The sequence below is a fragment of the Micromonospora sp. CPCC 205558 genome (assembly GCF_036902955.1).
GTDB lineage: Bacteria > Actinomycetota > Actinomycetes > Mycobacteriales > Micromonosporaceae > Micromonospora.
The window spans coordinates 1-24,012 of sequence record NZ_JBAKHR010000050.1 but is presented as its reverse complement, the minus strand read 5'-3'; the positions used below and the strand labels follow the sequence as shown (position 1 = coordinate 24,012).

General features: G+C 71.1%; 18 protein-coding genes and 1 rRNA gene. 6 read left to right on the top strand and 13 right to left on the bottom strand.

The window, feature by feature from the left end:
* Window positions 1-3: 3 nt before the first annotated feature.
* From V6U86_RS32260 to V6U86_RS32240, 5 genes are all read right to left on the bottom strand, one after another.
* Window positions 4-816: a TIGR03936 family radical SAM-associated protein gene (locus V6U86_RS32260; RefSeq protein ID WP_334510109.1), complete on the bottom strand. Its 813-nt coding sequence runs from the start codon at window positions 814-816 to the stop codon at window positions 4-6.
* 159 nt (window positions 817-975) lie between these two features.
* Window positions 976-2,367, bottom strand: a complete 1,392-nt coding sequence (gene mycP, locus V6U86_RS32255) for a type VII secretion-associated serine protease mycosin (protein ID WP_334510107.1) — start codon at window positions 2,365-2,367, stop codon at window positions 976-978.
* Between the two features lie 10 nt (window positions 2,368-2,377).
* Entirely contained in the window at window positions 2,378-3,847 is a 1,470-nt protein-coding gene (locus V6U86_RS32250) for a WXG100 family type VII secretion target (RefSeq protein WP_334510105.1), read from the bottom strand.
* A 10-nt stretch (window positions 3,848-3,857) separates the two neighbouring features.
* Entirely contained in the window at window positions 3,858-4,298 is a 441-nt protein-coding gene (locus V6U86_RS32245; RefSeq protein ID WP_334510103.1) for a hypothetical protein, read from the bottom strand.
* 235 nt (window positions 4,299-4,533) lie between these two features.
* On the bottom strand, window positions 4,534-6,528 hold the full coding sequence (locus V6U86_RS32240) for a TIGR03960 family B12-binding radical SAM protein (protein ID WP_334510101.1): 1,995 nt from the start codon (window positions 6,526-6,528) through the stop codon (window positions 4,534-4,536).
* 107 nt (window positions 6,529-6,635) lie between these two features.
* Here V6U86_RS32240 and V6U86_RS32235 point away from each other — a divergent pair, with 107 nt between their 5' ends.
* Window positions 6,636-7,901: a hypothetical protein gene (locus V6U86_RS32235; protein WP_334510099.1), complete on the top strand. Its 1,266-nt coding sequence runs from the start codon at window positions 6,636-6,638 to the stop codon at window positions 7,899-7,901.
* Between the two features lie 9 nt (window positions 7,902-7,910).
* On the opposite strand, the gene V6U86_RS32230 is transcribed toward V6U86_RS32235, so the two are convergent.
* Together V6U86_RS32230 and ileS are read right to left on the bottom strand one after the other, a co-directional pair.
* Window positions 7,911-8,600 (bottom strand): lysophospholipid acyltransferase family protein, encoded by a 690-nt coding sequence (locus V6U86_RS32230; protein ID WP_334510097.1) that lies wholly within the window; start codon window positions 8,598-8,600, stop codon window positions 7,911-7,913.
* 96 nt (window positions 8,601-8,696) lie between these two features.
* Window positions 8,697-11,843 carry an isoleucine--tRNA ligase gene (ileS, locus tag V6U86_RS32225; protein ID WP_334510095.1) on the bottom strand — a complete coding sequence of 1,049 codons (3,147 nt, stop codon included), beginning with the start codon at window positions 11,841-11,843 and terminating at the stop codon, window positions 8,697-8,699.
* A gap of 345 nt (window positions 11,844-12,188) precedes the next feature.
* Between ileS and V6U86_RS32220 the strand changes: the two genes are divergently transcribed.
* Window positions 12,189-13,406: an acyltransferase family protein gene (locus tag V6U86_RS32220; protein ID WP_334510093.1), complete on the top strand. Its 1,218-nt coding sequence runs from the start codon at window positions 12,189-12,191 to the stop codon at window positions 13,404-13,406.
* Window positions 13,407-13,474: 68 nt separating this feature from the next.
* Here V6U86_RS32220 and V6U86_RS32215 read toward each other — a convergent pair whose 3' ends face one another.
* Window positions 13,475-15,025 carry an alkaline phosphatase D family protein gene (locus V6U86_RS32215; RefSeq protein WP_334510091.1) on the bottom strand — a complete coding sequence of 517 codons (1,551 nt, stop codon included), beginning with the start codon at window positions 15,023-15,025 and terminating at the stop codon, window positions 13,475-13,477.
* Window positions 15,026-15,242: 217 nt separating this feature from the next.
* Between V6U86_RS32215 and V6U86_RS32210 the strand changes: the two genes are divergently transcribed.
* Together V6U86_RS32210 and sigJ are read left to right on the top strand one after the other, a co-directional pair.
* The gene (locus V6U86_RS32210; protein WP_442935042.1) at window positions 15,243-15,674 is read left to right on the top strand and encodes a carboxymuconolactone decarboxylase family protein; all 432 of its coding nucleotides are present in this window, start codon (window positions 15,243-15,245) and stop codon (window positions 15,672-15,674) included.
* Window positions 15,671-16,549, top strand: a complete 879-nt coding sequence (gene sigJ / locus V6U86_RS32205) for an RNA polymerase sigma factor SigJ (protein WP_334510087.1) — start codon at window positions 15,671-15,673, stop codon at window positions 16,547-16,549. The genes V6U86_RS32210 and sigJ overlap by 4 nt, the downstream gene beginning before the upstream one ends.
* A 41-nt stretch (window positions 16,550-16,590) precedes the next feature.
* On the opposite strand, the gene ndk is transcribed toward sigJ, so the two are convergent.
* Complete coding sequence (ndk, locus tag V6U86_RS32200) at window positions 16,591-17,016, bottom strand: nucleoside-diphosphate kinase (RefSeq protein ID WP_334510085.1); 426 nt, start codon at window positions 17,014-17,016, stop codon at window positions 16,591-16,593.
* 142 nt (window positions 17,017-17,158) lie between these two features.
* Between ndk and V6U86_RS32195 the strand changes: the two genes are divergently transcribed.
* On the top strand, window positions 17,159-18,658 hold the full coding sequence (locus V6U86_RS32195) for a VOC family protein (protein ID WP_334510083.1): 1,500 nt from the start codon (window positions 17,159-17,161) through the stop codon (window positions 18,656-18,658).
* A 41-nt stretch (window positions 18,659-18,699) separates the two neighbouring features.
* On the opposite strand, the gene V6U86_RS32190 is transcribed toward V6U86_RS32195, so the two are convergent.
* From V6U86_RS32190 to V6U86_RS32180, 3 genes are read right to left on the bottom strand one after another with little or no spacing between them, the layout of a single operon-like run.
* On the bottom strand, window positions 18,700-19,122 hold the full coding sequence (locus V6U86_RS32190; protein WP_334510080.1) for a DUF4233 domain-containing protein: 423 nt from the start codon (window positions 19,120-19,122) through the stop codon (window positions 18,700-18,702).
* Entirely contained in the window at window positions 19,119-20,453 is a 1,335-nt protein-coding gene (locus tag V6U86_RS32185) for a bifunctional folylpolyglutamate synthase/dihydrofolate synthase (protein ID WP_334510078.1), read from the bottom strand. The genes V6U86_RS32190 and V6U86_RS32185 overlap by 4 nt, the downstream gene beginning before the upstream one ends.
* Window positions 20,450-23,068 carry a valine--tRNA ligase gene (locus tag V6U86_RS32180; protein WP_334510076.1) on the bottom strand — a complete coding sequence of 873 codons (2,619 nt, stop codon included), beginning with the start codon at window positions 23,066-23,068 and terminating at the stop codon, window positions 20,450-20,452. Before V6U86_RS32180 ends, V6U86_RS32185 begins: the two co-directional genes overlap by 4 nt.
* Window positions 23,069-23,137: 69 nt before the next feature.
* Here V6U86_RS32180 and V6U86_RS32175 point away from each other — a divergent pair, with 69 nt between their 5' ends.
* A complete protein-coding gene (locus V6U86_RS32175; protein WP_334510074.1) occupies window positions 23,138-23,824 on the top strand; it encodes a hypothetical protein in 687 nt (228 codons plus the stop codon).
* 115 nt (window positions 23,825-23,939) lie between these two features.
* Here the strand turns inward: V6U86_RS32175 and rrf are convergent.
* A 5S ribosomal RNA gene (rrf, locus tag V6U86_RS33480) occupies window positions 23,940-24,012 on the bottom strand; the annotation flags it as partial.

The following is a 24,012-nucleotide window of genomic DNA, read 5'->3' as shown; positions in this document are numbered from 1 at the left end:
CGGTCAGTGCCCAACGATGGCTGCCCCGTCGCGGTCCGCATCCAACGGATCCACGATCGCACCCTGCGCGGTCAACGTGCCCTGAGCCAGCCGGGTCACCCTCGGCGAAACCGGCGGCTCCAGGTCGGCCACCACGCGGAGGCCGGAAAGGACGTCATCGGGCCGTACGGACGGGGTGACCTGCCGCACGACCAGTTCGAGTATCGCACACGGTACGGCCGGTGCCCCGGAAGGCGTCGGCGTAGGTAGTTGGACATCGATCGATATCACAGCGGCGCGGGCGTCGAAAGTACGTCGCCCCTGCTTGGTCATCCGCTCGACCAGCACCTCCTCGGCCGCGACGAAGGCGTCCACGGCAGCGCGCAGCACCGCCGGGTCGACCTCGGGCAACTCGATGTGCCAGTGCGACGCCTCGATCCGGTCCGGCAGGTTGCCGCCCTCGGCGATCACAGCGTCCAGGACGTCCAGCCCCGGCGAGAGCGCGGCGTCCAACGCGGCGCGCAGCGCCTCCGGGTCGACCTCGGCCTGAAGGGCGATTTCCAGGTACTCCGCCTCACTGGCCACCCCGGTAGGCGCGGCGCTGGCGTAGGAGATCTTCGGGTGCGGGTGGAAACCCTGGGAGAAGGCGACCGGCACGGCGGCCCGGCGTAGCGCGCGCTCGAACGCCCGGGCGAAGTCCCGGTGCGAGGTGAATCGCAGCGGCCCGCGCTTGGCGTACCGGATGCGGACGCGCTGGACGACCGGTGCCTGGCCGCCCTCGGGTTGAGGCTTTCTGGCGATCGTGGGCTCCTCGGGTGGACCTGCGTGTCCGCCCATCCTGGCGCAGGGCTCGTGACGGTACGCAGCCGGGGCGGTCGAATCGCCCCGGCAGACGGGTGCAAAGCGGTCGCCAGTGCCGGGATCACCCGCCGCGAAAAAGCCGATGGCCGGCCAGCGACACGGAGGTCACCAGCCGGCCACCACGATCAGGACCGGTTACCGCTCTCTCGGCGGAGCGGGTGGCGGCCCTCCCGGCGGGCCGTAACCGGGCGGCGGGCCGTAACCGGGGGGCGGGCCATAGCCGGAGCCGGGGGGCGGCCCGTAACCGGGTGCCGCCGGGTAGCCGGGCGGCGGGGCGTAACTCGCGTCCGGCGACGGATACTCGCCAGGGGCCGCCCGGTCGAGCACCTCGTCCGGGAGGTTGGCGGCCCGGGCCGCCTCCCGCCGGTACCGACGACGGTTCCAGATGAGGAAGACCACCAGCCCCAGCAGCAACACCAGCACCACGGCGATGCCGATGCCGACCACCATGACCTGCTGATCAGTCGGACCACCGCGATCACCGTGCTGGGTGACGTCGAACTCCTCGTCCGCGCCGTCGGTGCGGGCCGGGCCCGGGTCGGTCGCCGCGGGCGGGTCGAGCAATGGGTTGGCGGTGACCGGTGGCACGTTCGCGGTCAGCGCCTTCATCGGGTCGATCACCCCGAACCCGTACTGCGGATCCCGCCCGGACGGGCCGGCGTCCCGGGCGGTCCGGATGATCCGGTTGATCACGCTCGGGGCGTTGAGGTCCGGGTACTTCGCTCGAATCAACGCGGCCAGAGCGGAGACGATCGCACCGGAGTCGGAGGTTCCGTCACCCCAGCCGTAGCCCTCCTCGTTGGTGATGTTGTAGACGCTGTCGCCGGGAGCCGCGACCACCGCCTCCGGCCCCTGGACGGAGCCGGACCAGAACCTGCCGCCCTTGGTCGTCCCGGTCACGGCGATCACACCGGGCGTGTTGGCCGGGTTTCCGACGGCGACGTGGCCCTTGGCGGTGTTGCCCGCGGAGGAGACCACGACCACGTCGTGGTCCAGCGCGTACTTGATCGCGCTCACCTCGTTGGGGCTGGCGAAGCCCGGGGCACCGAAGGACATGTTGATCACCTTGGCGCCGCCGTCGACGGCCATCCGGATGCCGACGGCCACCGCCGCCGCGCTGTTCGTCCCGGTGCCCTTGCGCAGCTTGATGGGCAGGATCTTCGCGCCGGGGGCGATGCCGTCCACGCCGTCCCGGCCACCGCTCTTGGCCGCGATGATGCCGGCCATGTGCGTGCCGTGCCCGTCCTCGTCGGCCCGGCCATCTCCGGAGGCGCCATAGCTACGGCCGCCGGGGAGCACCTGACCGCGCAGGTCCGGATGGGTGGCCTCGACGCCACTGTCGAGCACGGCCACGACCACACCCTGCCCGGTCGAGATCTTGTGCACCTGGTCGATCCGGAGCTCGTCCAGATACCACTGCTCGGCCCGCCGGGGCGCGGCGGCCGCCGGCTGGGCGGCCCCCACCACCAGGAACCCCGCCAGCAGACAGGCGACTACCGGCCGCAGGCTTCCGACGTTCACCCTCATCCGTCCATCCTCACCGAAGGACACCCGGGGACGCCCCGTCACCGGGGCCCCACGGATCGTCGTCCTCAGTCAACCACGACGAGTGCTCGGTGCCGCTGCCACCGCCGTGCCCGGCGCCGCCCGCGCCGCCCATCATGCCGCCGCCCATCATCCCGGCGCCGCCGACGCCCGCACCACGCACGCCGCCCGCCATCCCGGCGCCGCCCGCGCCCGCGGCGGTGCGCAGCGCGTTCGCCGCGCTGGTCATCGGCGGGACCTTGCCGTTGCCGCCGCCCACCATGCCGGGGATGCCACCGACGCCGATCCCGGCACCGCCGCCCAGGCCACCGCCCGCGCCGATCCCGCCGGCCGAGCCCACCCCGGCCCCGCCGCCGAACCCGCCGCCGGCACCACCGAGACCGGTGCTGCCGACCCCACCGCCGCCGATGCCACCACCCAGGCCGCCAACGCCGGTCGGAGTGGCGCCAGCCAGACCGCTGGTGTAGTCATCGTCGTCGTAGCCCGGGTAACCGGAACCGGTCGGCGGGGCCGTGAGCTGGCCGGTGCCGCCGGTGGGCGAGCCATCACCGATCCCACCGGGGTTGGTCGGGGAGAACGGTTCGACGCTGGACGTCGGACCGCCGGTGTCGCCAATGCCCGGCGGCCTGCTGCCGATCGTGGGGCCGCCACCACCGATGTCGGGCTTTCCGCCGATCTCGCCGCTGATATCGGGGCGGCCCGTCGGCGGGACCCGGGTGTCGCGACGAAGGTCGTCGATATCGGCCTTCTCCGGACCGATCACGGTGAGCTTGGGACGCTCGGTGTAGACCGCCTTGGGCAGCGGCGCCATCGCGGTGTTCGCGGCCTGCTGGTTGTCCCGGTACCAGTTGTCCAGGTGGGACTTGGTGTCCCACCAGCCGCCCCGCTTCTGGTCGTCGGCCCGGCCGTCGACCTTCATGGTGGCTTCCAGGTCGTCGGCCTTGTCCCGGAACGCGCCGTCGGCGTACGAGGCAGGGTTGTTCTGGTAGTCCTTACGCAGGGCGGCGAGGAATCCCGACGAGCTCTCACCGTCCCGGGCGTCGCCGAGGTCCGTGCCGTTGGGCAGGCTCCAGTTGTTCCAGCCGAAGTCGTCCATCAGCGGGATCGGGATCGTGGAGACCGACTTGCGGATGTCGCCCTCGATCCGCGTCAACGCGCCACTGACGTTGGTCGCGTCGGTGATCAGATCCTCGATCTGCTTGCCGATCTTGCCCAGGTGCTCGCGGTACGCGTCGCCACCGCTGCCCTTCCAACCGGCGAGCATCCCGGGCAGGCCGCCGACGTTCGGGCGTTCCTGGCCCGTTGCGACCGGGCCGACGAACGATCGACCGACGAGCGCGTCCCGCAACTGTTGCAGGCCGCTGGAGAGATTGCTCCAGCCCGCTCCGACCGATCCGACCGTCTCCGGGTCCGCGGAGAGCGTCACCTCGCGGACGCACTGCTCCCAGGTTCCTCCAGCCATGACGTCCCCCTCAGGCCGTGTACGGGTAGGTGGGTGCGCCGCTGGCGGTGGGCGGCGGCGCCGCCGACTCCAACAGCCGCTCGATCTCCTTGCCGTTGGCGCCGTTACGCGCCTCGGCGTCGCGGAACGCCTTGGCGATGTCCTCGGTGCCTTCCTTGAGCGCGGCGAGCTTCTGGGAGAGCGTCGCGAGATGGGCCTCCATGTTGGCGGTGGACGTCTCCAGTGCCCGCCACTGCATGCGGGCGTCCTCGTACGCGCCGAAGGGGGTGCCGTTCGGAACGGTCTGGGCGTTGTTGCTGCCGCCCTTCATCCGCTCCTTGATGCGTTCCATCTCGTAGCTGATCGTGTCGTCGACGTACTGCTTCAGCCGCTCGACGTACGCTGCGGCGGCGTCCAGATCCTCGACGCTGACGTGCAGATCGCCGGTGTTCGGCGGCGGGATGCTCCCCATGCGCTTCCTCCCCGTTGCCGACCCCCCGGGTCGGTCCATGTCAGACGCAGCGTATCGAGTCTGACCTAGGCGGGGCAGCCCCAGCCACCACCACGTGGTACAGATGGCGGCCGATCTCGGAAGGTCCGGTGCGGCGAAGCCCGCACAGCGCCAACGGGCCCGCGAGACGCGGACCCGTTGGGCGACATGTCGGATGTGGAGGGTGGTGGGGCACTGCCAGCCGACGCTGGGCCGGTCAGGGGTGCGAGTGGCCCGACGGCACCTTCATGCCGTTGCCGCCCAGCGGGGTGAGCGGCAGCAGCTTCTTGCCGGTGGGGCCGATCTGGATCTCGGTGTCCATCGATGGGCAGACGCCGCAGTCGAAGCAGGGCGTCCACCGACAGTCGTCCTGTTCGAACCCGCTGACCGAATCCTGCCAGTCCTGCCAGAGCCAGTCCTTGTCCAGGCCCGAGTCGAGGTGGTCCCAGGGCAGGACTTCCAGCTCGTCGCGCTGCCGGGTGGTGAACCAGTCGAGGTCGACCCCGAACGCGGGCAGCGTCTCGGCCGCCGCGTCCACCCAGCGCTGGTACGAGAAGTGCTCGCTCCACCCGTCGAACCGGCCGCCGTTCTCCCAGACCTTGCGGATGACCGAGCCGACCCGGCGGTCACCCCTGGAGAGCAGCCCTTCGATGAGCGACGGCTCGCCGTCGTGGTAGCGGTAGCCGATGGCCCGGCCCAGCGAACGGTCCGCGTTGATGGCCTGCTTGAGGATCCTGAGCCGGTGGTCGATGACCTCCGGACGGTCCATCGCGGCCCATTGGAACGGGGTGTGCGGCTTCGGCACGAACCCGCCGATGGAGACCGTGCAGCGGATGTCCTTCGAGCCGGTCGCGGCCCGGCCCGCCCTGATCACCTCGTGTGCCATCTCCGCGATCTCGAGGACGTCCTCGTCGGTCTCGGTGGGCAGGCCGCACATGAAGTAGAGCTTCACCTGCCGCCAGCCGTTGGTGTACGCGGTGACGACCGTACGGATCAGGTCTTCCTTCGACACCATCTTGTTGATGACCTTGCGGATCCGCTCGGACCCGCCCTCCGGGGCGAAGGTCAGACCGGTACGCCGACCGTTGCGGGACAGCTCCTGCGCGAGGTCGATGTTGAAGGCGTCCACCCGGGTCGACGGCAGTGACAGCGAGACGTTCGTGCCCTCGTACTGCTGGGCGAGGCCCGAGCACATGTCGCCGATCTCGGAGTGGTCCGCCGAGGAGAGCGAGAGCAGACCGACCTCGTTGAAGCCGGAGAACTCCAGGCCCTCGCGGACCATCTGCCCGACCGTGGTGATCGACCGCTCCCGCACCGGACGGGTGATCATCCCGGCCTGGCAGAACCGGCAACCCCGGGTGCAGCCCCGGAAGATCTCCACCGCGTACCGCTCGTGCACCGTCTCGGCCAGCGGAACGAGGGGCTTCTTCGGGTACGGCCAGGCGTCCAGGTCCATCGTCGTACGCTTGTGCACCCGGAACGGCACGTCTGCCCGGTTCGGCACGACCCGCTGAATGCGGCCGTCCGGCAGGTAGTCGACGTCGTAGAAGCGGGGCACGTAGACGCTCTCGGTGCGCGCCAGCCGCAGCAGCAGCTCGTCGCGGCCACCGGGCGAACCCTCGGCCTTCCACTCCCGGACGATCGCGGTGATCTCCAGGACCGCTTCCTCGCCGTCGCCGAGCACCGCGGCGTCGATGAAGTCGGCGATCGGCTCCGGGTTGAACGCGGCGTGCCCGCCGGCCACGATCACCGGGTCGGCGTCGGTGCGGTCGGCGGCCAGCATCGGAATGCCGGCCAGGTCGATCGCGGTGAGCATGTTGGTGTAACCCAGCTCGGTGGAGAAGGAGATGCCGAACACGTCGAACCCGCGCACCGACCGGTGCGCGTCGACTGTGAACTGCGGCACGCCGTGCGTGCGCATCAGCGTCTCCAGGTCCGGCCAGACCGCGTACGTCCGCTCGGCGAGGGTGTCGGGCAGTTCGTTGAGCACCTCGTAGAGGATCTGCACACCCTGGTTGGGCAGGCCCACCTCATACGCGTCGGGATACATCAGCGCCCAACGCACGGTCGCCGCGTCCCAGTCCTTCGTCACCGCACCCAACTCGCCGCCGACGTACTGGATGGGCTTGGAGACCTGGGGCAGCAGTGGCTCAAGCTGGGGCCACACGGAAATGGTCGCGGCCGCGCGCGGCGTCGTGGACGGGGCACTCATGATGCCCAAGGGTACGCGTTCACCCGGCGCCGATCGCGCGCACGCCCGATCGGCGGTGGTGGCGGGGCGGTACTAACCTCGGGTCGGCGCGAGAGGAGATTGCCGCGATGCCGGAGCCCCAGCCGGGAGCACGGCCGGCCGACGGGAGCACCCCGGGCACGGAGCCGGAGCGGGACCCGGCGGTCGCCGACGAGCCGACCTCCCCACCCGTACCCCCGGACCAGCCGGAACCCCCGGGCGAGCCGGAACCCACGGACCAGCCGGACCAGCCAGACCCCCCGGACCAGCCGGAACCCGCCGCCACCGCGGAGGTCCCGGCGCCCAGGTGGAGCGGTTCGGCACCGGTGCCGCCGCCGCTGCCACGCCGGGCCGCCTGGGGCCAGTCGGTCGAGCCGACCCCTCCTCCGCCCGTCTCCGTCGGGTCACCGGAACACCAGACGCCGGTCGACCCGTGGGCCGGCGTGGACACCGGGGGCTGGGACCTGCCCTCCGCCGAACTGCCCCCGTTGCCCCCGACGATGTCGTACCCGGCACCGCCGGAGACCCGGCAGTGGTCCGGGCCGCCCGCTCCCCCGGTCGGACCGTATCCGGTATCGCCGCCGGCGGCCCCGAGCGCACCGCGGGCCATCGGACCCATGGCGCCGCCGCCGGCCGCCCCGAGCGCGCCGCGGCCCGCTGGGCCCATGATGCCGGCCCGACCGATGTCGCCACCCGCGCCGCCGAAGATGCCGAAGCAGCGTCGGGGCCGCCGATCCACCGCGCCACCGCCGGCGCCGCCCGGTTGGCATCCCCCCAAGGGGTACGTGCCGGTCCCGGTCCGCCGGCGACGCCGCTGGCCGTGGCTGCTGCTGCTCACGCTCGCCTGCTGCTGTGGCTGCCCCGCCTACTACGGGTTCCCGATCTCGGCCCAGTACCCATCGCGCGCGGCGCTGCCCGTGCAGGTGGACGACCTCAGCCTGCGGCAGGACGACCGCAGCACGCAGACCGCCAAGAAGTTGGAGAACGAGGTACGCAAGGAGCACTGGCTGGCCGAGGACACGTTCGCCGGCGTCTACACCACGACGAGCGGCAAGCGGGTGACCGTCTTCGGTGGCACCGGCCTGCGGCTGAGTCCGGAGTCGGACGCGGAGGCTGAGATCAGCCGGCTCACCCAGCGGTACGCGCTGGACGCCCCGGAGAGCGTGGACACCGGTGTCCGGGGCAGGCACGAGCGATGCGCGGTGGGTAGGGCCGACGGCAGTGACGTGGTGGTCTGCACGTCGGTCGACCACGGCAGCATCGCCACCGGCGTGTTCACCCGACTCTCCGTGGCCGACAGTGCCGCCCTGCTGGCCACCCTGCGCGCCCAGATCGTCCAGCCCGAACGGGGCTGAGCCGCGCCCTCAGGCGTCGCGGGTCGGGTCCGGGTGGGCGCGCGGCGGGGCGTAGCGGGGCACGTACTCCTGGCCGGTGAGCTTCTGGATCTCACTCATCAGCTCGTCGGTCATCTGCCGCAGCGAGGTGCGGTCGTCCGGCCGGCCGCTGAAGTCCAGCGGCTTGCCGAATCGAACCGTGATCTTGGCGGTGCCCGGCCGGGGCACCCGGGCACCGATCGGCTGCGCCTTGTCCGTGCCGATCATGCCGACCGGAATGATCGGCACACCGGCCGAGATCGCCAGGCGGGCCGCGCCGGTACGCCCCCGGTAGAGCTTGCCGTCCGGCGAGCGGGTGCCCTCCGGATAGACCACCACCAGGTCACCGCCCTTGAGCGCCGGGATCGCCGCGTCGAAGGCTGACAGCGCCGCCCGACCACCGGCCCGCTCGACCGGGATCGCGCCCAGGCCGGTGAGGACGAACTTGGAAATCGCACCCTTCACGCCGGTGCCCTTGAAATATTCCGACTTGGCCCAGAACGCCAGGTGCCGGGGCACCACCGTGCCGAGGAACAGCTCGTCGGCCACCGAGAGGTGGTTGCCGGCGAAGATCGCGCCGCCGGTCTCCGGCACGTGTTCCAGACCCTCCACGGTCGGGCGGAACGCCACCCGCAGCGTGGGCGCCACGGTCAGCTTGCCGATGGTGTAGAGCAGGGGCACTGGTCCTCCGGCAGATGAGGTGCGAGCAGGCGGTGTCACCGTAGCGGACGCCTCCACACTCCGCCGACGGAGGTGTGGAGGCGTCCGTACCCACGCTTACGAACGACGGACGGTCACCGTCACCCGCTCGCCCTCGCCCACCTCGCCGGCGAAGCCGTCGAGGCCCTCGGCGAAGTCCACCGAGTCGGCCAGGACCTCGCCGGACACGAAGTCGATGTACGCCGCCACCGCCGCGCGTACCTCGTCGGACGCCGACACCGACACCACGATCCGGTCCGAGACGTCCAGGTCGGCGTCCCGGCGGGCCTGCTGCACCACCCGCACCACGTCGCGGGCCAACCCCTCGGCGGCCAACTCCGGTGTGACATCGGTGTCCAGCACCACCACGCCCTCACCGCCGGGCAGCGGCGCGGAGTGCTCGGCGTCGGCGGCGACCAGGCGCAGTTCGTACTCGCCCTCGGCGAGGGTGACGCCTGCGGCCACCGGGGCGCCGTCGACCAGCTCCCACTCGCCCGCCTTGACGGCCTTGATCACCTGCTGCACCTGCTTGCCGACCCGCGGGCCGAGCGCCCGGGGCACCACCGTCAACACCTGCTCGCAGTACGCGGACAGCTCCGCGCTGAACTCCACCGTCTTCACGTTGACCTCGTCGGCGACCAGGTCGGCGAACGGCCGCAGCTGCTCCGCCGCCGGCGAGGCCACGGTCAGCTTCGACAGCGGCAACCGCACCCGCAGCCCCTTCGCCTTACGCAGCGACAGCGCCGCCGAGGCGACCGCCCGCACGTTGTCCATCGCGGCGACCAGGTCGTGGTCGGCGGGGAACTCGCTCGCCTCCGGCCAGTCGGTCAGGTGCACCGAACGCTCCCCGGTCAGGCCACGCCAGATCTCCTCCGCGGTCAGCGGCGCGAGCGGCGCCACCACCCGGCAGAGCGTCTCCAGCACGGTCGACAGCGTGTCGAACGCGTCCGCGTCGCCGGCCCAGAACCGGTCCCGGGACCGACGCACGTACCAGTTGGTCAGCGCGTCCAGGAAAGACCGGACGGTCGCGCAGGCACCGGAGATGTCGTACGCGTCCATCTGCGCGCCGACCGTCGACACCAACTCGTTCGTCTTCGCCAGCACGTACCGGTCGAGCAGGTGGGTGGAGTCGGTGCGCCGCCGCGCCTGATGACCGTCGGCGTTGGCGTAGAGCGTGAAGAAATACCACACGTTCCACAGCGGCAGCAGCACCTGCCGAACGGCGTCGCGGATGCCCGCCTCGGTGACCGCCATGTCCCCACCGCGCAGCACCGGCGACGACATCAGCATCCAGCGCATCGCATCCGAGCCGTACGCGTCGAAGACGTGGTAGACGTCCGGGTAGTTGCGCAGGCTCTTGGACATCTTGCGCCCGTCCGAGCCGAGCAGGATGCCGTGGCTCAGGCAGTTGCGGAACGCCGGTCGGTCGAACAGCGCGGTGGCCAGCACGTGCATCGTGTAGAACCAGCCGCGGGTCTGCCCGATGTACTCGACGATGAAGTCACCCGGGTAGTGGTGCTCGAACCAGTCCGCGTTCTCGAACGGGTAGTGCACCTGGGCGAACGGCATCGACCCGGACTCGAACCAGCAGTCCAACACCTCCGGCACCCGACGCATCATCGACGCACCCGTAGGGTCGTCCGGGTTGGGGCGGACCAGGTCGTCCACCGCCGGCCGGTGCAGGTCGGTCAGGCGTACGCCGAAGTCCCGCTCGATGTCGGCGAGCGAGCCGTAGACGTCCAGGCGCGGGTAGTTCGGGTCGTCGGACTTCCACGCCGGGATCGGTGAGCCCCAGAAGCGGTTCCGGCTGATCGACCAGTCCCGGGCGTTGGCCAGCCACTTGCCGAACGAGCCGTCCTTGATGTGGCCGGGCGTCCAGTTGATCTCCTGGTTCAGCTCGACCATCCGGTCCCGGAACTTCGTCACCGCGACGAACCACGACGACACGGCCTTGTAGACCAGCGGGGTGTCGCAGCGCCAGCAGTGCGGGTACGAGTGGGTGTAGGTGTCCTGCTTGAGCACCACCCCCCGGTCCTTCAGCTCCCGGATCACCGGCTTGTTGACGTCGAAGACCTGCTCACCCTGGTACGGCGGGACCAGCGCGGTGAACCGGGTGTGGTCGTCCACCGTGACGATGGTGGGGATGCCGGCGGCGTTGCAGACGTTCTGGTCGTCCTCACCGAAGGCCGGGGCCAGGTGGACGATCCCGGTGCCGTCCTCGGTGGTGACGAACTCCGCACCGAGCACCTGGTAGGCGTTCTCCCCGGCCTGCTCGACGAGGAAGTCGAACAGCGGCGTGTAGCGGCGCCCGACCAGGTCCCGGCCGTACACCGTGCCGACCTGCTCGTAGCCGTCCAGCTCCTTGGCGTACGCGGCCAGCCGCGCCGCGCCGACGACAAACCGCTGCCCGTCGCGCTCCAGCACCGCGTACTCGATGTCGGGGCCGACGGCGAGCGCCAGGTTCGACGGCAGGGTCCACGGCGTGGTGGTCCAGACGCCCAGCTTGACCGGCCCGCGCAGCAGCTCCGGGGCAGACTCGTCGGCGGTCAGGCCGAACAACACCGACAGGGTGGGGTCGTGCCGGTCCCGGTAGACGTCGTCCATCCGGGTCTCGGTGTTCGACAGCGGGGTCTCACAGCGCCAGCAGTACGCCAGGACCCGGAAGCCCTCGTAGATCAGACCCTTGTCGTGCAGGGTCTTGAAGGCCCACATGACGCTTTCCATGTAGTCCAGGTCGAGGGTCTTGTAGTCGTTGGTGAAGTCGACCCACCGGGCCTGCCGGTTGATGTACCGCTCCCAGTCCTGGGTGAACTCCAGCACCGAGGTCCGGCAGGCCTCGTTGAACCGGTCCACGCCCAAGTCGATGATCTCCGCCTTGCTGGTGATGCCGAGCTGCTTCTCGGCCACCACCTCGGCGGGCAGGCCGTGGCAGTCCCAGCCGAAGCGTCGCTCGACGTGCCGGCCGCGCATGGTCTGGTAGCGCGGCACCACGTCCTTGACGTAGCCGGTGAAGAGGTGACCGTAGTGCGGCAGGCCGTTGGCGAAGGGCGGGCCGTCGTAGAAGACGTACTCGTTCTTGCCGTCCGTGCCGGCGGGACGGGCCTCGATGCTGGCCTCGAAGGTCTTGTCGGCCGTCCAGTGCTCCAGCACCCGGCGCTCGACCGCGGGCAGGTCCGGGCTCGCCGGCACACCGGCGGCGGTCGCGTCGTGCAACGGATAGGCCATCGGGGGTCGCTCTCCTCGCAGCTCACTCAACGTGGGTCTGCGAGGACGAACCGTCCGGGTACGCCGACGACGGCGCTCCCGGGTGGCCCGCGGTACCACCCCGCTTGGCGGTCAGGAACGACCGCCCGCTCATTGCTGGCTGTGACGGGCCACACCCGTCCGGTTCTACTGGGCCGGTTGCCCGGCTGTTCTTCCGGAGGCTCACCGGTGATGGCCGGGTCATCGCCTTTCGGTGCCCAACGATACTCGACGCGCCCACCGGCGCGCCTTCGAGTAGCGGGGAACCCGACCAGGGGACGGGGGGCCGCCTTGACGCGTTGTGCACCGCTCCCCAGAATTCAGCGGGTGGCCACGATTAGTTACGCCGAATACCGTGCGATGCGTCGGTTCCCTGCCCTCGACGGGCTCCGCGCGATCGCCGCGGTGATCGTCGTCGCCTTCCACTTCGGGGGGCCGCGATGGACCTGGCTGTCCGGCTGGGTCGGCGTCCAACTGTTCTTCGTGCTGTCCGGCTTCCTGATCACCACGCTGATGCTGCGCGAGGAGGAGTCGCGGGGACGGGTGTCGTTGCGGTCCTTCTACGTCCGGCGCATCTTCCGCATCCTGCCGGTCTACCTGGTGGTGCTCGCCGCGACGTACGCCCTCGCGCACCTCAACGGCGCCAGCGCGAGGCTCCGCGAGTCGATGCCGTTCTACCTGCTCATGGTCAACGAGTTCGCGCCGAACCAGGCGTTCCCGCACTCCTGGACGATCGCCATCGAGTGGAAGTTCTACCTCGTGTGGCCGCTGCTGGCCTTCGTGTTCGTCCGCACCGCGTTTCTGCGCCGGATGGCGGTGACGCTGCTGGCCATCGCCGCTCTTGTCGCGCTGATCCCGTTCGAGAAGGACTGGCCCTACTGGCCGATCCACTACGTGTCGATCCTGGTGGGCTGCCTGCTGGCGGTCGTCCTGCACCACCCCCGGGGGTACGCGCTGTTCCGGCCGTTGACCAGCCCGTTGGCGTCCCTCGCCGTGTCCGTCGGGTTCGTCGCCGTGCACCTGTCGCTGCCGTACTGGCCGCCCGCCGAGGACGGTCACTCGGAGTTGATGATCGGCGTGTACGCGGTGGCGGTGGCGGTGCTGCTCCCCGCCATGCTGGCCTCGGGCCTGCCGACGAAGGTGCTCTCCTGGCGACCGCTGGTGTTCGTGGGTGAACGCTCCTACTCGCTCTACCTGGTGCAGTACCTCGCCATGACGACGGTGATCGCGTTGGTGCCGTCGTACGCCGGGCACAGCACCCGGCTGTTCGTCGCCACCACGGTGCTCGGCCTGCTCGCCGCCGATCTGCTCTACCGCTGGGTGGAGCAGCCGATGATCGGCGTGGGACGCCTCTTCTCCGGCCGAGAAAAGGCGACCCCCACCACACCGGCCGCCACGTCGACCGGCACACCGACCGGCACGTCCACCGCCACTCCGACCGTCGCGCCGACGTCCGTCGCGCCCGCCGAGCTCTCCGAGCTCTCCGAGCTCTCCGAGCGGACGGTGCCCGCCACGCCGGTCCTCATCCCCGGCGACCGTCGCTGATCACGAGGTGGTGGGCGGTGGACGGCCGATCCGCCCGCCAACCTCATGATCAACGAGCTGCGGTCAGGTCAGGGGGCCGGGAGGGTGGTGCTCCACAGCGAGGCGCCGTCGCGGTCGCGCAGGTGGACCGTCAGGGCCTCGGACTCACCGTCGATGGTGACCTCGCCGAAGTGCTGGAAGCCTCCCGCCGGGCCCGTGTTGGCCACCGGCGGCGCGTGCACGAAGGCCGCCTGCGGCCCGAACGTTCCGTCCAGCGCGTTCGGGCCGAACGCACCGGCGTGCGCCGGGCCGGAGACGAACTCCCAGAACGGGGTGAAGTCGCCGATCGCCGCGCGGGACGGGTCGTAGTGGTGCGCCGCGGAGTAGTGCACGTCGGCGGTCAGGAAGACCATGCCGCTCACCCCGGCCCGGTGGGTTGCCCGCAGCACCTCGGCGAACTCCAACTCCCGGCCCGCCGGCGCACCCGGGTCGCCCTGCGCGACACCCTCCTGCGCGCCCGGACCGTCCGGCACCACCACGCCGATCGGCAGGTCGTTGGCGATCACCTTCCAGGTCGCCGTGGAGCGCTTCAGCTCCCGGATCAGCCACTCCCGCTGCTGCCGGCCGAGCAGACCACGCTTCGGGTCGGCGTACGTGTTGCCGTCGTTCGGGTCCTTGTGGGTGCGCATGTCGAGCACGAACACGTCCAGCGACGGCCCGTACGACAGCCGCCGGTACATCGGCCCGTCGACCGGCACCGGTAGCCACTCGTTGAACGCCTGCCGGGCCCGGGCGGCGAGCACGTCCACCCGCCGCTCGGTGTAGCGCGGGTCGTCCAGGATCTCACCCGGGTACCAGTTGTTCAGGACCTCGTGGTCGTCCCACTGGTTGATCTGCGGCACCGCCGCGGCGAACTCCCGCAGGTGCTCGTCGAGCAGGTTGTAGGCGAACTGCCCGCGGTACTCGGCCAGCGTCTCGGCGACCTTGCTCTTCTCCGGGGTGACCAGGTTGCGCCAGATCCGCCCGTCGGGCAGCGTCACCGACTCGACCAGCGGGCCGTCGGCGTACACCGTGTCACCGCTGCACAGGAAGAAGTCCGGCCGGACCTGCCGCATCGTCCGGAAGATCGACATGCCGCCGAAGTCCGGGGCGATGCCCCAACCCTGCCCGACCACGTCGCCGGTCCAGACGAACTTCACGTCGCGGCGCCGGTGCCGCCCCGGCGCGGTGGTCAGCGTCCCGGTCAGCGGCTCGCTGACCACCCCGTGCCGATCCAGGCTCTCCACCCGCACCCGGTAGTGCAGGCGCTCGGCGTCCGGCAGGCCCCGCAGCCGAACCTTCCCGGTGAAGTCGCCGTTCGGGGTGAGCACCGGGCCGCGCAGCTTGCGCGCCCCCCGGAAGTCCGGCCGACGGCTCACCTCGACCAACATCCGACCCGGCCGGTCGGCACGCGTCCAGACCAGTGCCGAGTCCGCGGTCACGTCGCCGCTCTGCACTCCGTGGGTGAGCACCGGGCGCGCAGCGGGGCGCCAGGCCGGGGCGGCGTTCGCACCGGCGCCGCCCAGCAGCGCGCCGCCGGCGGCTCCGGCACCGACCACCAGGCCGGTCCGGAGCAGGGTACGTCGATCAAACTCGGTCATGCTTCCTCCCGATCATGGGTTGACCCCGTGGGTCTATCGGGTGGAGATGACAGTGAGCGGCGACCCGGGTGACGCGAACGCGAACGCCGGTCGTCGGACGGCCTGTCGCCCTCGATCGTCGGCGGCATGAGCGGGGTCACAGTCCCGGTTGTCACGACCCGCCCGGCGCAACCGTCGTATGGGTGTCGGAATCGATCAGGAGGTAGTCGTGCAACGGATGAACCCGACCGAGGTCGTGCCGCAGGCGTACAAGGCCGTCCTGGGGTTGGAGAAGTACGTCCAGACGAACGTCGACCGCACCGTGCTGGAACTGGTGAAGCTGCGAGCGTCGATGATCAACGGGTGCGCGTACTGCGTGGACATGCACAGCCGGGACGCGCTCGCCGGCGGCGAGTCGAGCCGGCGGCTGTTCGCGGTCGCCACCTGGCGGGAGTCGCCCTTCTTCGACGAGCGGGAACGGGCCGCGTTGGCCCTCACCGACGCGGTCACCCGGCTCGGCGAGCACGGGGTGCCGGACGAGGTGTGGGATGACGCCGCGAAGGTCTGGTCGGAGAAGGAACTGGGCGACCTGGTCATCGCGATTGCCACAATCAACGTGTGGAATCGGATCGGGGTGACGATGCGGCTGGAGCCTCCGGCCCAGGCGTGACCACTGAGGCGGCAGCAGAGGCGGCCGGTGCGCTCGAGGCGCACCGGCCGATGCTGCTTGGGCTCGCGTATCGCCTGCTCGGCAGCCGGCACGACGCGGAGGACGTGCTCCAGGAGGCGTACCTGCGTTGGCTCGGTGTGGACCGGGAACGGGTCGACGAGCCGCGCCGGTACCTGTCCCGGGTGGTCACCCGGTTGGCTCTGGACCGGCTGCGCGCCCGGCAGGCGGCCCGCGAGACGTACGTGGGGACGTGGCTGCCCGAGCCGGTGCCGACCGCGCCCTCGCCGTTCGGGCCGTTGGACCGGGTGGAGCTACGCGACTCGCTCTCCGCCGCGTTGCTGCACGTTCTGGAGCGGCTCACCCCGCCGGAGCGGGCGGTGTACGTCCTGCACACGGCCTTCGACCTCCCGTACGCGGAGATCGCCGAGATCCTGGACCGGTCCGTCGCCGACTGCCGGCAGCTGTACCACCGGGCAACCGCGCGGGTACACCAGGAGCAGCGCCGGTTCACCGCCAGCCGCCCCGAACGGGAGCGGCTGCTGAACGCGTTCCTCGCCGCCGCCCGCGACGGCGACCTGGCGACGCTCACCGACCTGGTGGCAGCCGACGCCACCGCCTGGAACGACGGTGGCGGCCGGGCGCGGGCCGCCCTCAACCCGGTCACCGGCGCGGACCGGATCGCCCGGTTCTACGCCGGGGTCTACGGCCCGCGTCACCAGGTGACAATGGATCCGATCGAGCTGAACGCCGAACCCGCGGTGCTGGTCACCCGCGCGGACGGCAGTCGGTACACGCTGACCATCGCCGCGGCCGACGGACAGATCACCGGGATCTACGTGGTCGGCAACCCGGCGAAGGTGCCGGCGGCCGGCTGAACCCGGGGCTGCCCGTCGGGGCCCCCGGGCCGGTCGGGGTGTCAGGCCAGCTCGGGGAACCAGAGCGCGATCTCGCGCTTGGCGCTGTCGGTCGAGTCGGAGGCGTGCACCAGGTTCTCCCGGTTGGACAGCGACAGGTCACCCCGGATCGTGCCGGCGGCGGCCTTGCGCCCGTCGGTGGCGCCGACCAGCCCGCGGACCACGTCGATGACCTGGTCGCCGGAGAGCACCAGGGCGATCAGCGGGCCGCCGGTCATGAAGTCCTTCAGCGGCGGGTAGAACGCCTTGTCGACGTGCTCGGCGTAGTGCTCGTCGGCGAGCGCGGCGTCCATCGTCCGGTGCGCCATCGCGTCGATCCGCAGCCCTTTGCGCTCGAAGCGGGAGAGGACCTCGCCGACCAGGCCGCGGCGAACCGCGTCGGGCTTGATCAGAACGAGGCTGCGCTCATCCGGGCTGTTGCTGGACACGCTGGGTTCCTCCTGTACGCGCTGAACGCTCGGGGTCGGTACGGTCAGCCTAGCGACCCGGCCCCGGCGTCGGCGCGGCGGCCGGTCTTTCCCCCGGTGGCCGATCCGGCCTAGCCTGGTCCTGACCCCCGGGAGGTCCACTGTGGCGAATGGCGGGAACCGACCCATCGCGCCGGTACGCAAGCTGATCGGCGCGGTGCTGGGCACCGTGGCCACGTTCGTCGTCCTCTTCGGCCTGGGCATGACCAGTTGGGCCATCGTGGCTCTCGGGGTCGCCCTGCTGGTGCTGGCGATCGCGCTGGCAACCGTACGCGGCGGCGGGCGTACCTGGGTGGTCGGCGTCGGGCACGTGCACAGCGCCTCCGAACCACCCACCCAGTACGCGTTCGGCCGTTGCGAGCTCCAACTGGTGATCGACGCCCCAGGTCTGCCGCCGCGATCCAAGAAGATCATCGAGCCGAGGGTGCCGGTCTCCAAGTGGCCGTCGCTGGGCCAGACCCTGCCGATCCGGGTCGCGTTGGACGACCAGCGGCACGTCAAGGTCCTCTGGGACGAGGTGCCCACCCACGCCGAGACCGCCGCTGCCGTCGCCGACCTCCCGCCGGAGTTCGCCGACGCGGAGCCGATGGATGAGCTGCTGATCCAGCAGGACGCGCCGCCGTGGGCCGACCGCGCGCCGGACGACGAATTCCGGGACGACTTCCGGGACCCGGTCGGTGACCCGTTCCGGGACCCGGTCGGTGACCCGGTGCGCACCGACCCCCGGCGCGACGATCTCCGGCGCGACGATCTCCGGCGCGACGACCCGAGCGTCGTGCCCGAGGAGCGCGAGCCCGTGGTGATGCACCAGAGCCCGGGCGGCCCGGTGGTGTTGGAGGGCGTTGTCGTCGAACAGCAGGCCGGTGGGCTGCCTCGGCGGGCCACCCCGGCACCCCGCTCACCCGCCGAGGAGCGCTTCGACGAGCCCGCCGCCGACCGGTTCGACGCTCTGAAGGAGGACGGCCCGACCATCGCGCCCTCCGACGACACCGTCAACCCGCCCAGTGCACAACGTTCCGAACCGCCGCCCGCGCAGCGCTCCGAACCGCCCAGTGCACAGCGCTCCGAGCCGCCACCCGCGCAGCGGTCCGGCTCCGGCGCGGCCGACCCGCTGGACCCCCTCGACCTTCCACTGGACGATCCCGCCCCGGCCGGGGCCGCACGCGCGACCGTGACCGACGAGGAGTTGGACCAGGCGATCTTCGGGTTCGACGCCGGCTCGGCGGCGCCGATCAGCGGAGTGGGCCTCACCCTGCTGGTCACCGACCTGCCCCGGTCGCTGGGCTTCTACCGTGACGTGCTCGGCTTCAGCGAGGTCGACCAGGGTGCGCACAATGCCGTCCTGGCCTCCGGGACCACCCGGCTCGTCCTGCGTGAGGTGACCGGGGCAGCGCCCATCAGTCGCCGGCTGGTGCACGTCAACCTCGAGGTGAACGACATCGAGGCGGCGTACGAGCGGTTGCGCGAGTCGGGCGTCCGCTTCACGTACGCGCCCCGGGTCGTCAACCGGGGCACCAAGCTGGAGGTGTGGGCGGCGGCCTTCCGCGACCCGGACGGCCACGGCGTCGCGCTCACCCAGTGGCGCGAACGCGCCGACGCCTGAGCGCCCGCTCCCACCTTCGGACGCCGCCGACCCAGTCGACGTCAGCCGAGGATGACCCGGCGAACGTGCAACGCGTACGCCCAGACCAGGGCGAAGATGATGCCCAGCCCGAGCAGCGACCAGTGCAGCAGACCGCCCAGCAACAGCAGGCCCTGGAGCACGGTGCCGGCGTTCCAGGCCCAGGGGCGGCGCATCATGCCGGCGAGCAGCACGGCGGCCACCGCCAGTGCGACCACCGCACCGATCGCGGCGCCGCCGAGGTCACCGCCGACCACCCGGATCGGCTGGATCGCCAGCAGGAGCACCAGCGCCTCCAGGCTGAGCGTGCCAGCACCCAGACCGCGTACCGCCCGCTCCGGGTTGCGCAACCCGGAGCGCCGCGGCTGCCCGGCCGTGGGCTCCTCCCCCACCGGCGGGCCGGTCGGGTCGTCGGTGGTGTGCGGCTCCCGCTCCGGGCCGGTCATCGCTTCAGCAGCCTGCGCGCGTCGGCGACCGTCACCACGGAACCCGTGACCAGCACCCCGACGCCGCTCAGCTCACCCGGGACGTCCTCCTCGGCCAACGCCACCGCCAACTCGATGGCGTCCGGCATCTCCTCGGCCGATTCCACCCGCTCCTCGCCGAAGATCTCGGCGGCCAGCGCGGCGAGTTCCTCCGTCGGCATCGCCCGTGGCGAGCTGTTACGGGTGACCACCACCTGGTCGACAACCGGCTCCAGCAGCTCCAGCAGCGCCTCCGCGTCCTTGTCGGCCAGTACGCCGAGCACGGCCACCAGCTTGCTGAACGCGAACTCCTCCTGAAGCGCGGTGACTGTGGCCTTCATGCCGTGCGGGTTGTGCGCACCGTCCAGCAGGACGGTAGGGGCGTTACGGACCCGCTCCAGCCGGCCCGGGGAGCTGGTCGAGGCGAAGCCCTCCCGGACCGCCTCGATGTCCAGCTGACGTCGAGCCCCCGCACCCAGGAACGCCTCCACGGCGGCGAGCGCCACCGCCGCGTTCTGCGCCTGATGGGCACCGTGCAGCGGGATGAAGATGTCGTCGTACACGCCACCCAGGCCCTGGAGGCTGAGCACCTGACCGCCGACGGCGACGGCCCGACCCAACACGCCGAACTCGCCGCCCTCCCGGGCGATGGTGGCCCCGACCTCGGCACAGCGTTCGAGGAGAGGGCCGGCGGCCTCCTCGTCCTGCGCTGCCGAGATCACGGTGGCGCCCGGGTGGATGATGCCGGACTTGGCCAGCGCGATGTCCTGAAGCGTGTCGCCGAGCCACTCGGTGTGGTCCAGCCCGATCGGGGTGATCACACAGACCCCGGCCTGGAGAACGTTCGTGGCGTCCTCGGCACCCCCGAGGCCGACCTCGACCACCGCGATGTCGACCGGCGCGTCGGCGAACGTGGCGAACGCCAGCGCGGTGGTCATGTCGAAGTACGTCAGCGGCTCGTCTGAGCGCGCGTCGACCAGCTCCGCCAGCGGTTTGATCTCCTGGTACACCGCCGCGAACCGCTCCTCGCTCACCGGCTCCCCGTCCAGGCTGATCCGCTCCCGGACGGTCTCCAGGTGCGGGCTGGTGTACCGGCCGGTGTGCAGTCCGAACGCCCGCAGCAGCGAGTCGATCATCCGAGCGGTGGAGGTCTTGCCGTTGGTGCCGGTCAGATGGATCGCGGGGTACGCCCGCTGTGGGCTGCCGAGCAGGTCGAGCAGCGACTCGATCCGGTCCAGCTCGAAGACCATGCGAGTGAAACCACGGGCGTTCAGCTCGGCTTCGACGGCGGCGAAATCGTTACGGTCGGTCACGAGGGCAGTGTCTCCAGGGCAGCGTCGATCCGGACCAGGTCGGCCTCGGCGGTGGCGAGCCGGTCGCGGATCTTCGCGACCACCGGCTCGGGGGCCTTGCCGATGAAGGCCGGGTTGTCGAGCTTCGCCCGGGCCTGCGCGACCTCCTTCTCGGCCGCCGCGCGGTCCTTGGTCAGCCGGGCCCGCTCGGCGGCCACGTCGATCGACCCCCGGGTGTCCAACGCGACACCGACCGCGCCGGGCATGGCCAGCGTGGCGCTGGCCTGGAAGTCGTCACCGGCCGGGTCCAGCCGGACCAGCGAACGGATCAGCGGCTCATGGGCCGCGATACCCGCGCCGGACAGCCCGTCCAGGCGGGCAGCCACCCGCTGCGTGGGGCGCAGCCCCTGGTCGGAACGGAACCGGCGGATCTCGGTGACCACCCGCTGCACGCCGACCAGCTCGGCCTCGGCGGCGTCGTCGACCAGCGACCGGTCGGCCACCGGCCAGGCGGCGGCCTGCACCGTCTCGCCGCCGGTCAGTGCCAGCCACAACTCCTCGGTGACGAACGGGATGACCGGGTGCAGCAGCCGCAGCAGCTGGTCGAGCACGTGCCCGAGCACCCGGCGGCTGGCCTCCGCCCGCTCACCGCCCTCGGCGAGCACCGGCTTGCTCAGCTCGACGTACCAGTCGCAAACGTCGTCCCAGGCGAAGTGGTACAGCAGGTCGCACACCTTGGCGAACTCGTACGCCTCGAACTGCTCGTCGACCTCGGCGGTGACGTGCGCCAACCGGGACAGGATCCACCGGTCGACGGTGGAGAGCTGCTCGGTGGGGGGCAGGTCGCCCGTGGTGTGCGCGCCGTTCATCAGGGCGAACCGGGTGGCGTTCCAGAGCTTGTTGCAGAAGTTGCGCGAGCCCTGGCACCACTCCTCGCTGACCGGGACGTCCTGGCCGGGGTTCGCGCCCCGCGCCAGGGTGAACCGGGTGGCATCGGCCCCGTACCTGTCGATCCAGTCCAGCGGGTCGACCACGTTGCCGAACGACTTCGACATCTTCTTGCCGAACTGGTCGCGCACCATGCCGTGCAGCGCGACCACGTCGAAGGGCGGCCGGCCGTCCATCGCGTAGAGGCCGAACATCATCATCCGGGCGACCCAGAAGAACAGGATGTCGTACCCGGTGACCAGCACGCTGGTCGGGTAGAACTTCGCCAGGTCCGGGGTCTGCTCGGGCCAGCCGAGGGTGGAGAACGGCCACAGGCCGCTGGAGAACCAGGTGTCCAGGACGTCCTCGTCCTGGTGCCAGCCCTCGCCGGTCGGCGGCGCCTCGTCGGGGCCGACGCAGACGATCTCGCCGGCCGGGCCGTACCAGACCGGGATGCGGTGTCCCCACCACAGCTGGCGGGAGATGCACCAGTCGTGCATGTTGTCGACCCAGGCGAAGTAGCGCTTGGCCAGCTCCGCCGGCTCGATGCGGACCCGGCCGTCGCGCACCGCGTCACCCGCGGCCTGGGCCAGCGGGGCGGTGTTGACGAACCACTGCAGCGAAAGCCGCGGCTCGACCGTGGTCTTGCAGCGCGAGCAGTGCCCGACCGCGTGCACGTACGGGCGCTTCTCGGCGACGATCCGGCCCTGCTCCCGCAGCGCGGCCACGATCGCCGGCCGCGCCTCGAACCGGTCCAACCCTTCGAACGGGCCGGGGACGGTGATCACGCCGCGCTCGTCCATCACCGTCAGCGCGGGCAGGTCGTGCCGCTGGCCGATCTCGAAGTCGTTCGGGTCGTGGGCGGGTGTCACCTTGACCATGCCGGTGCCGAAGGACGGGTCGACGTGCGCGTCGGCGACGATCGGGATCCGGCGGCCGGTCAGCGGCAGTTCGACCTCGGTGCCGATCAGGTGCTGGTAGCGCTCGTCGTCGGGGTGCACCGCCACGGCGGTGTCGCCGAGCATCGTCTCGGCCCGGGTGGTGGCCACCACGACCTCGTCGCTGTAGCGGATCGAGATCAGCTCGCCGTCGTCGTCGGTGTGCTCGACCTCGATGTCGGAGAGCGCCGTAAGGCAGCGCGGACACCAGTTGATGATCCGGTTGGCCCGGTAGATGAGGCCGTCGTCGAAGAGCTTCTTGAAGATCGTCTGGACGGCGCGGGTCAGCCCCGCGTCCATGGTGAAGCGCTCGCGGTCCCAGTCGACGGAGTCGCCGAGGCGGCGCATCTGGCCGAGGATGGCACCACCGGATTCGGCCTTCCACTGCCAGACCCGCTCGACGAACTTTTCCCGGCCGAGGTCGTGCCGGGAAAGCCCCTCGGCGGCGAGCTGACGCTCGACCAGGTTCTGGGTGGCGATGCCGGCGTGATCCATGCCGGGCAGCCACAGCGCCTCGAAGCCCTGCATCCGCTTACGCCGGGTCAACGCGTCCATCAGCGTGTGCTCGAACGCGTGGCCCATGTGCAGGGAGCCGGTGACGTTCGGCGGCGGGATGACGATGGTGAAGGGGGGCTTGTCGCTGTCGGCGGAGGCCCGGAAGTGCCCACCGGCTACCCACTGCTCGTACCGTCGCTGCTCTACCTCACCGGGCTGATACTGGCCGGCAAGGGTCGGGGCGTCGGGGCGTTGGGCATCCAGTCTCTCGGTCACCGGACAAGTCTACGGAGGGCTTCCGCAGACCTGACGTGCGCCACCTGCCGTTCGCGTACGGTGTCGGCTATGTCCGACGCACATCTCACCGAGCGGTCGCTCGACGGCGGCCGCGAGCCGGTCGAGCTGACCGAAGAGCCGATCCAGCTGAGCACCCGGGACTCCGGAGGCGATCCCGACGAGCGACCCGGCGGCTGGTCCCGCCGCCGCAAGATCGGTTGGACGGTCGCACTGGCTGTCGGGCTCGCCGGCGCCGGGGTGCTCGGTGTCGCGGGGTGGCGGGTGGCGCAGCAGAAGGACACCCAGCTGACCTCACCCGATCAGGTGGTGGGTCTGACCCGCGACGACACCGAGCGGGCGAAGAGCACGGCCGACTATCTGCGCAGCGGTCTGGCGGCGAACATCGAGCTGGACCGCAGTTTCGGCACGGTCTACCGCGACCCGACGGACGAGAAGCGCTCAGTGCTCATCTTCGGGGGCACCACCCTGCTCTGGCAGCCGGAACGGGACCTGGACAGCCTCTTCCGCCTGATGTCGGACGAGACGGGCGCGGTGAACGGTCTGCGCGAGCTGCCCGCGGGCGACCTCGGCGGGGTGTTGAAGTGTGGCACCACCAGCGGCGAGGGCGGGGACTTCGCGGTGTGCGGCTGGGCCGACCACGGCAGCGTGGTCATGGCGATGTTCCCGGGTCGGTCGGTCAGCGACGCTGGCGGCCTGCTGCGCAACCTCCGCGATGGCATGCAGACCCGCGGCTGACCCGATCTGTCGTCGAGCGCCTGACACCCGGTCTGCGTGTACCCGGATCGGTCAACCCAGACCCGGGGACGCAGAAAAGGCCACCCCGCTAAGGGGTGGCCTTTTCTGAAAGATTGTCCGGCGGCGTCCTACTCTCCCACACCCTCACGAGTGCAGTACCATCGGCGCTGGAGGGCTTAGCTTCCGGG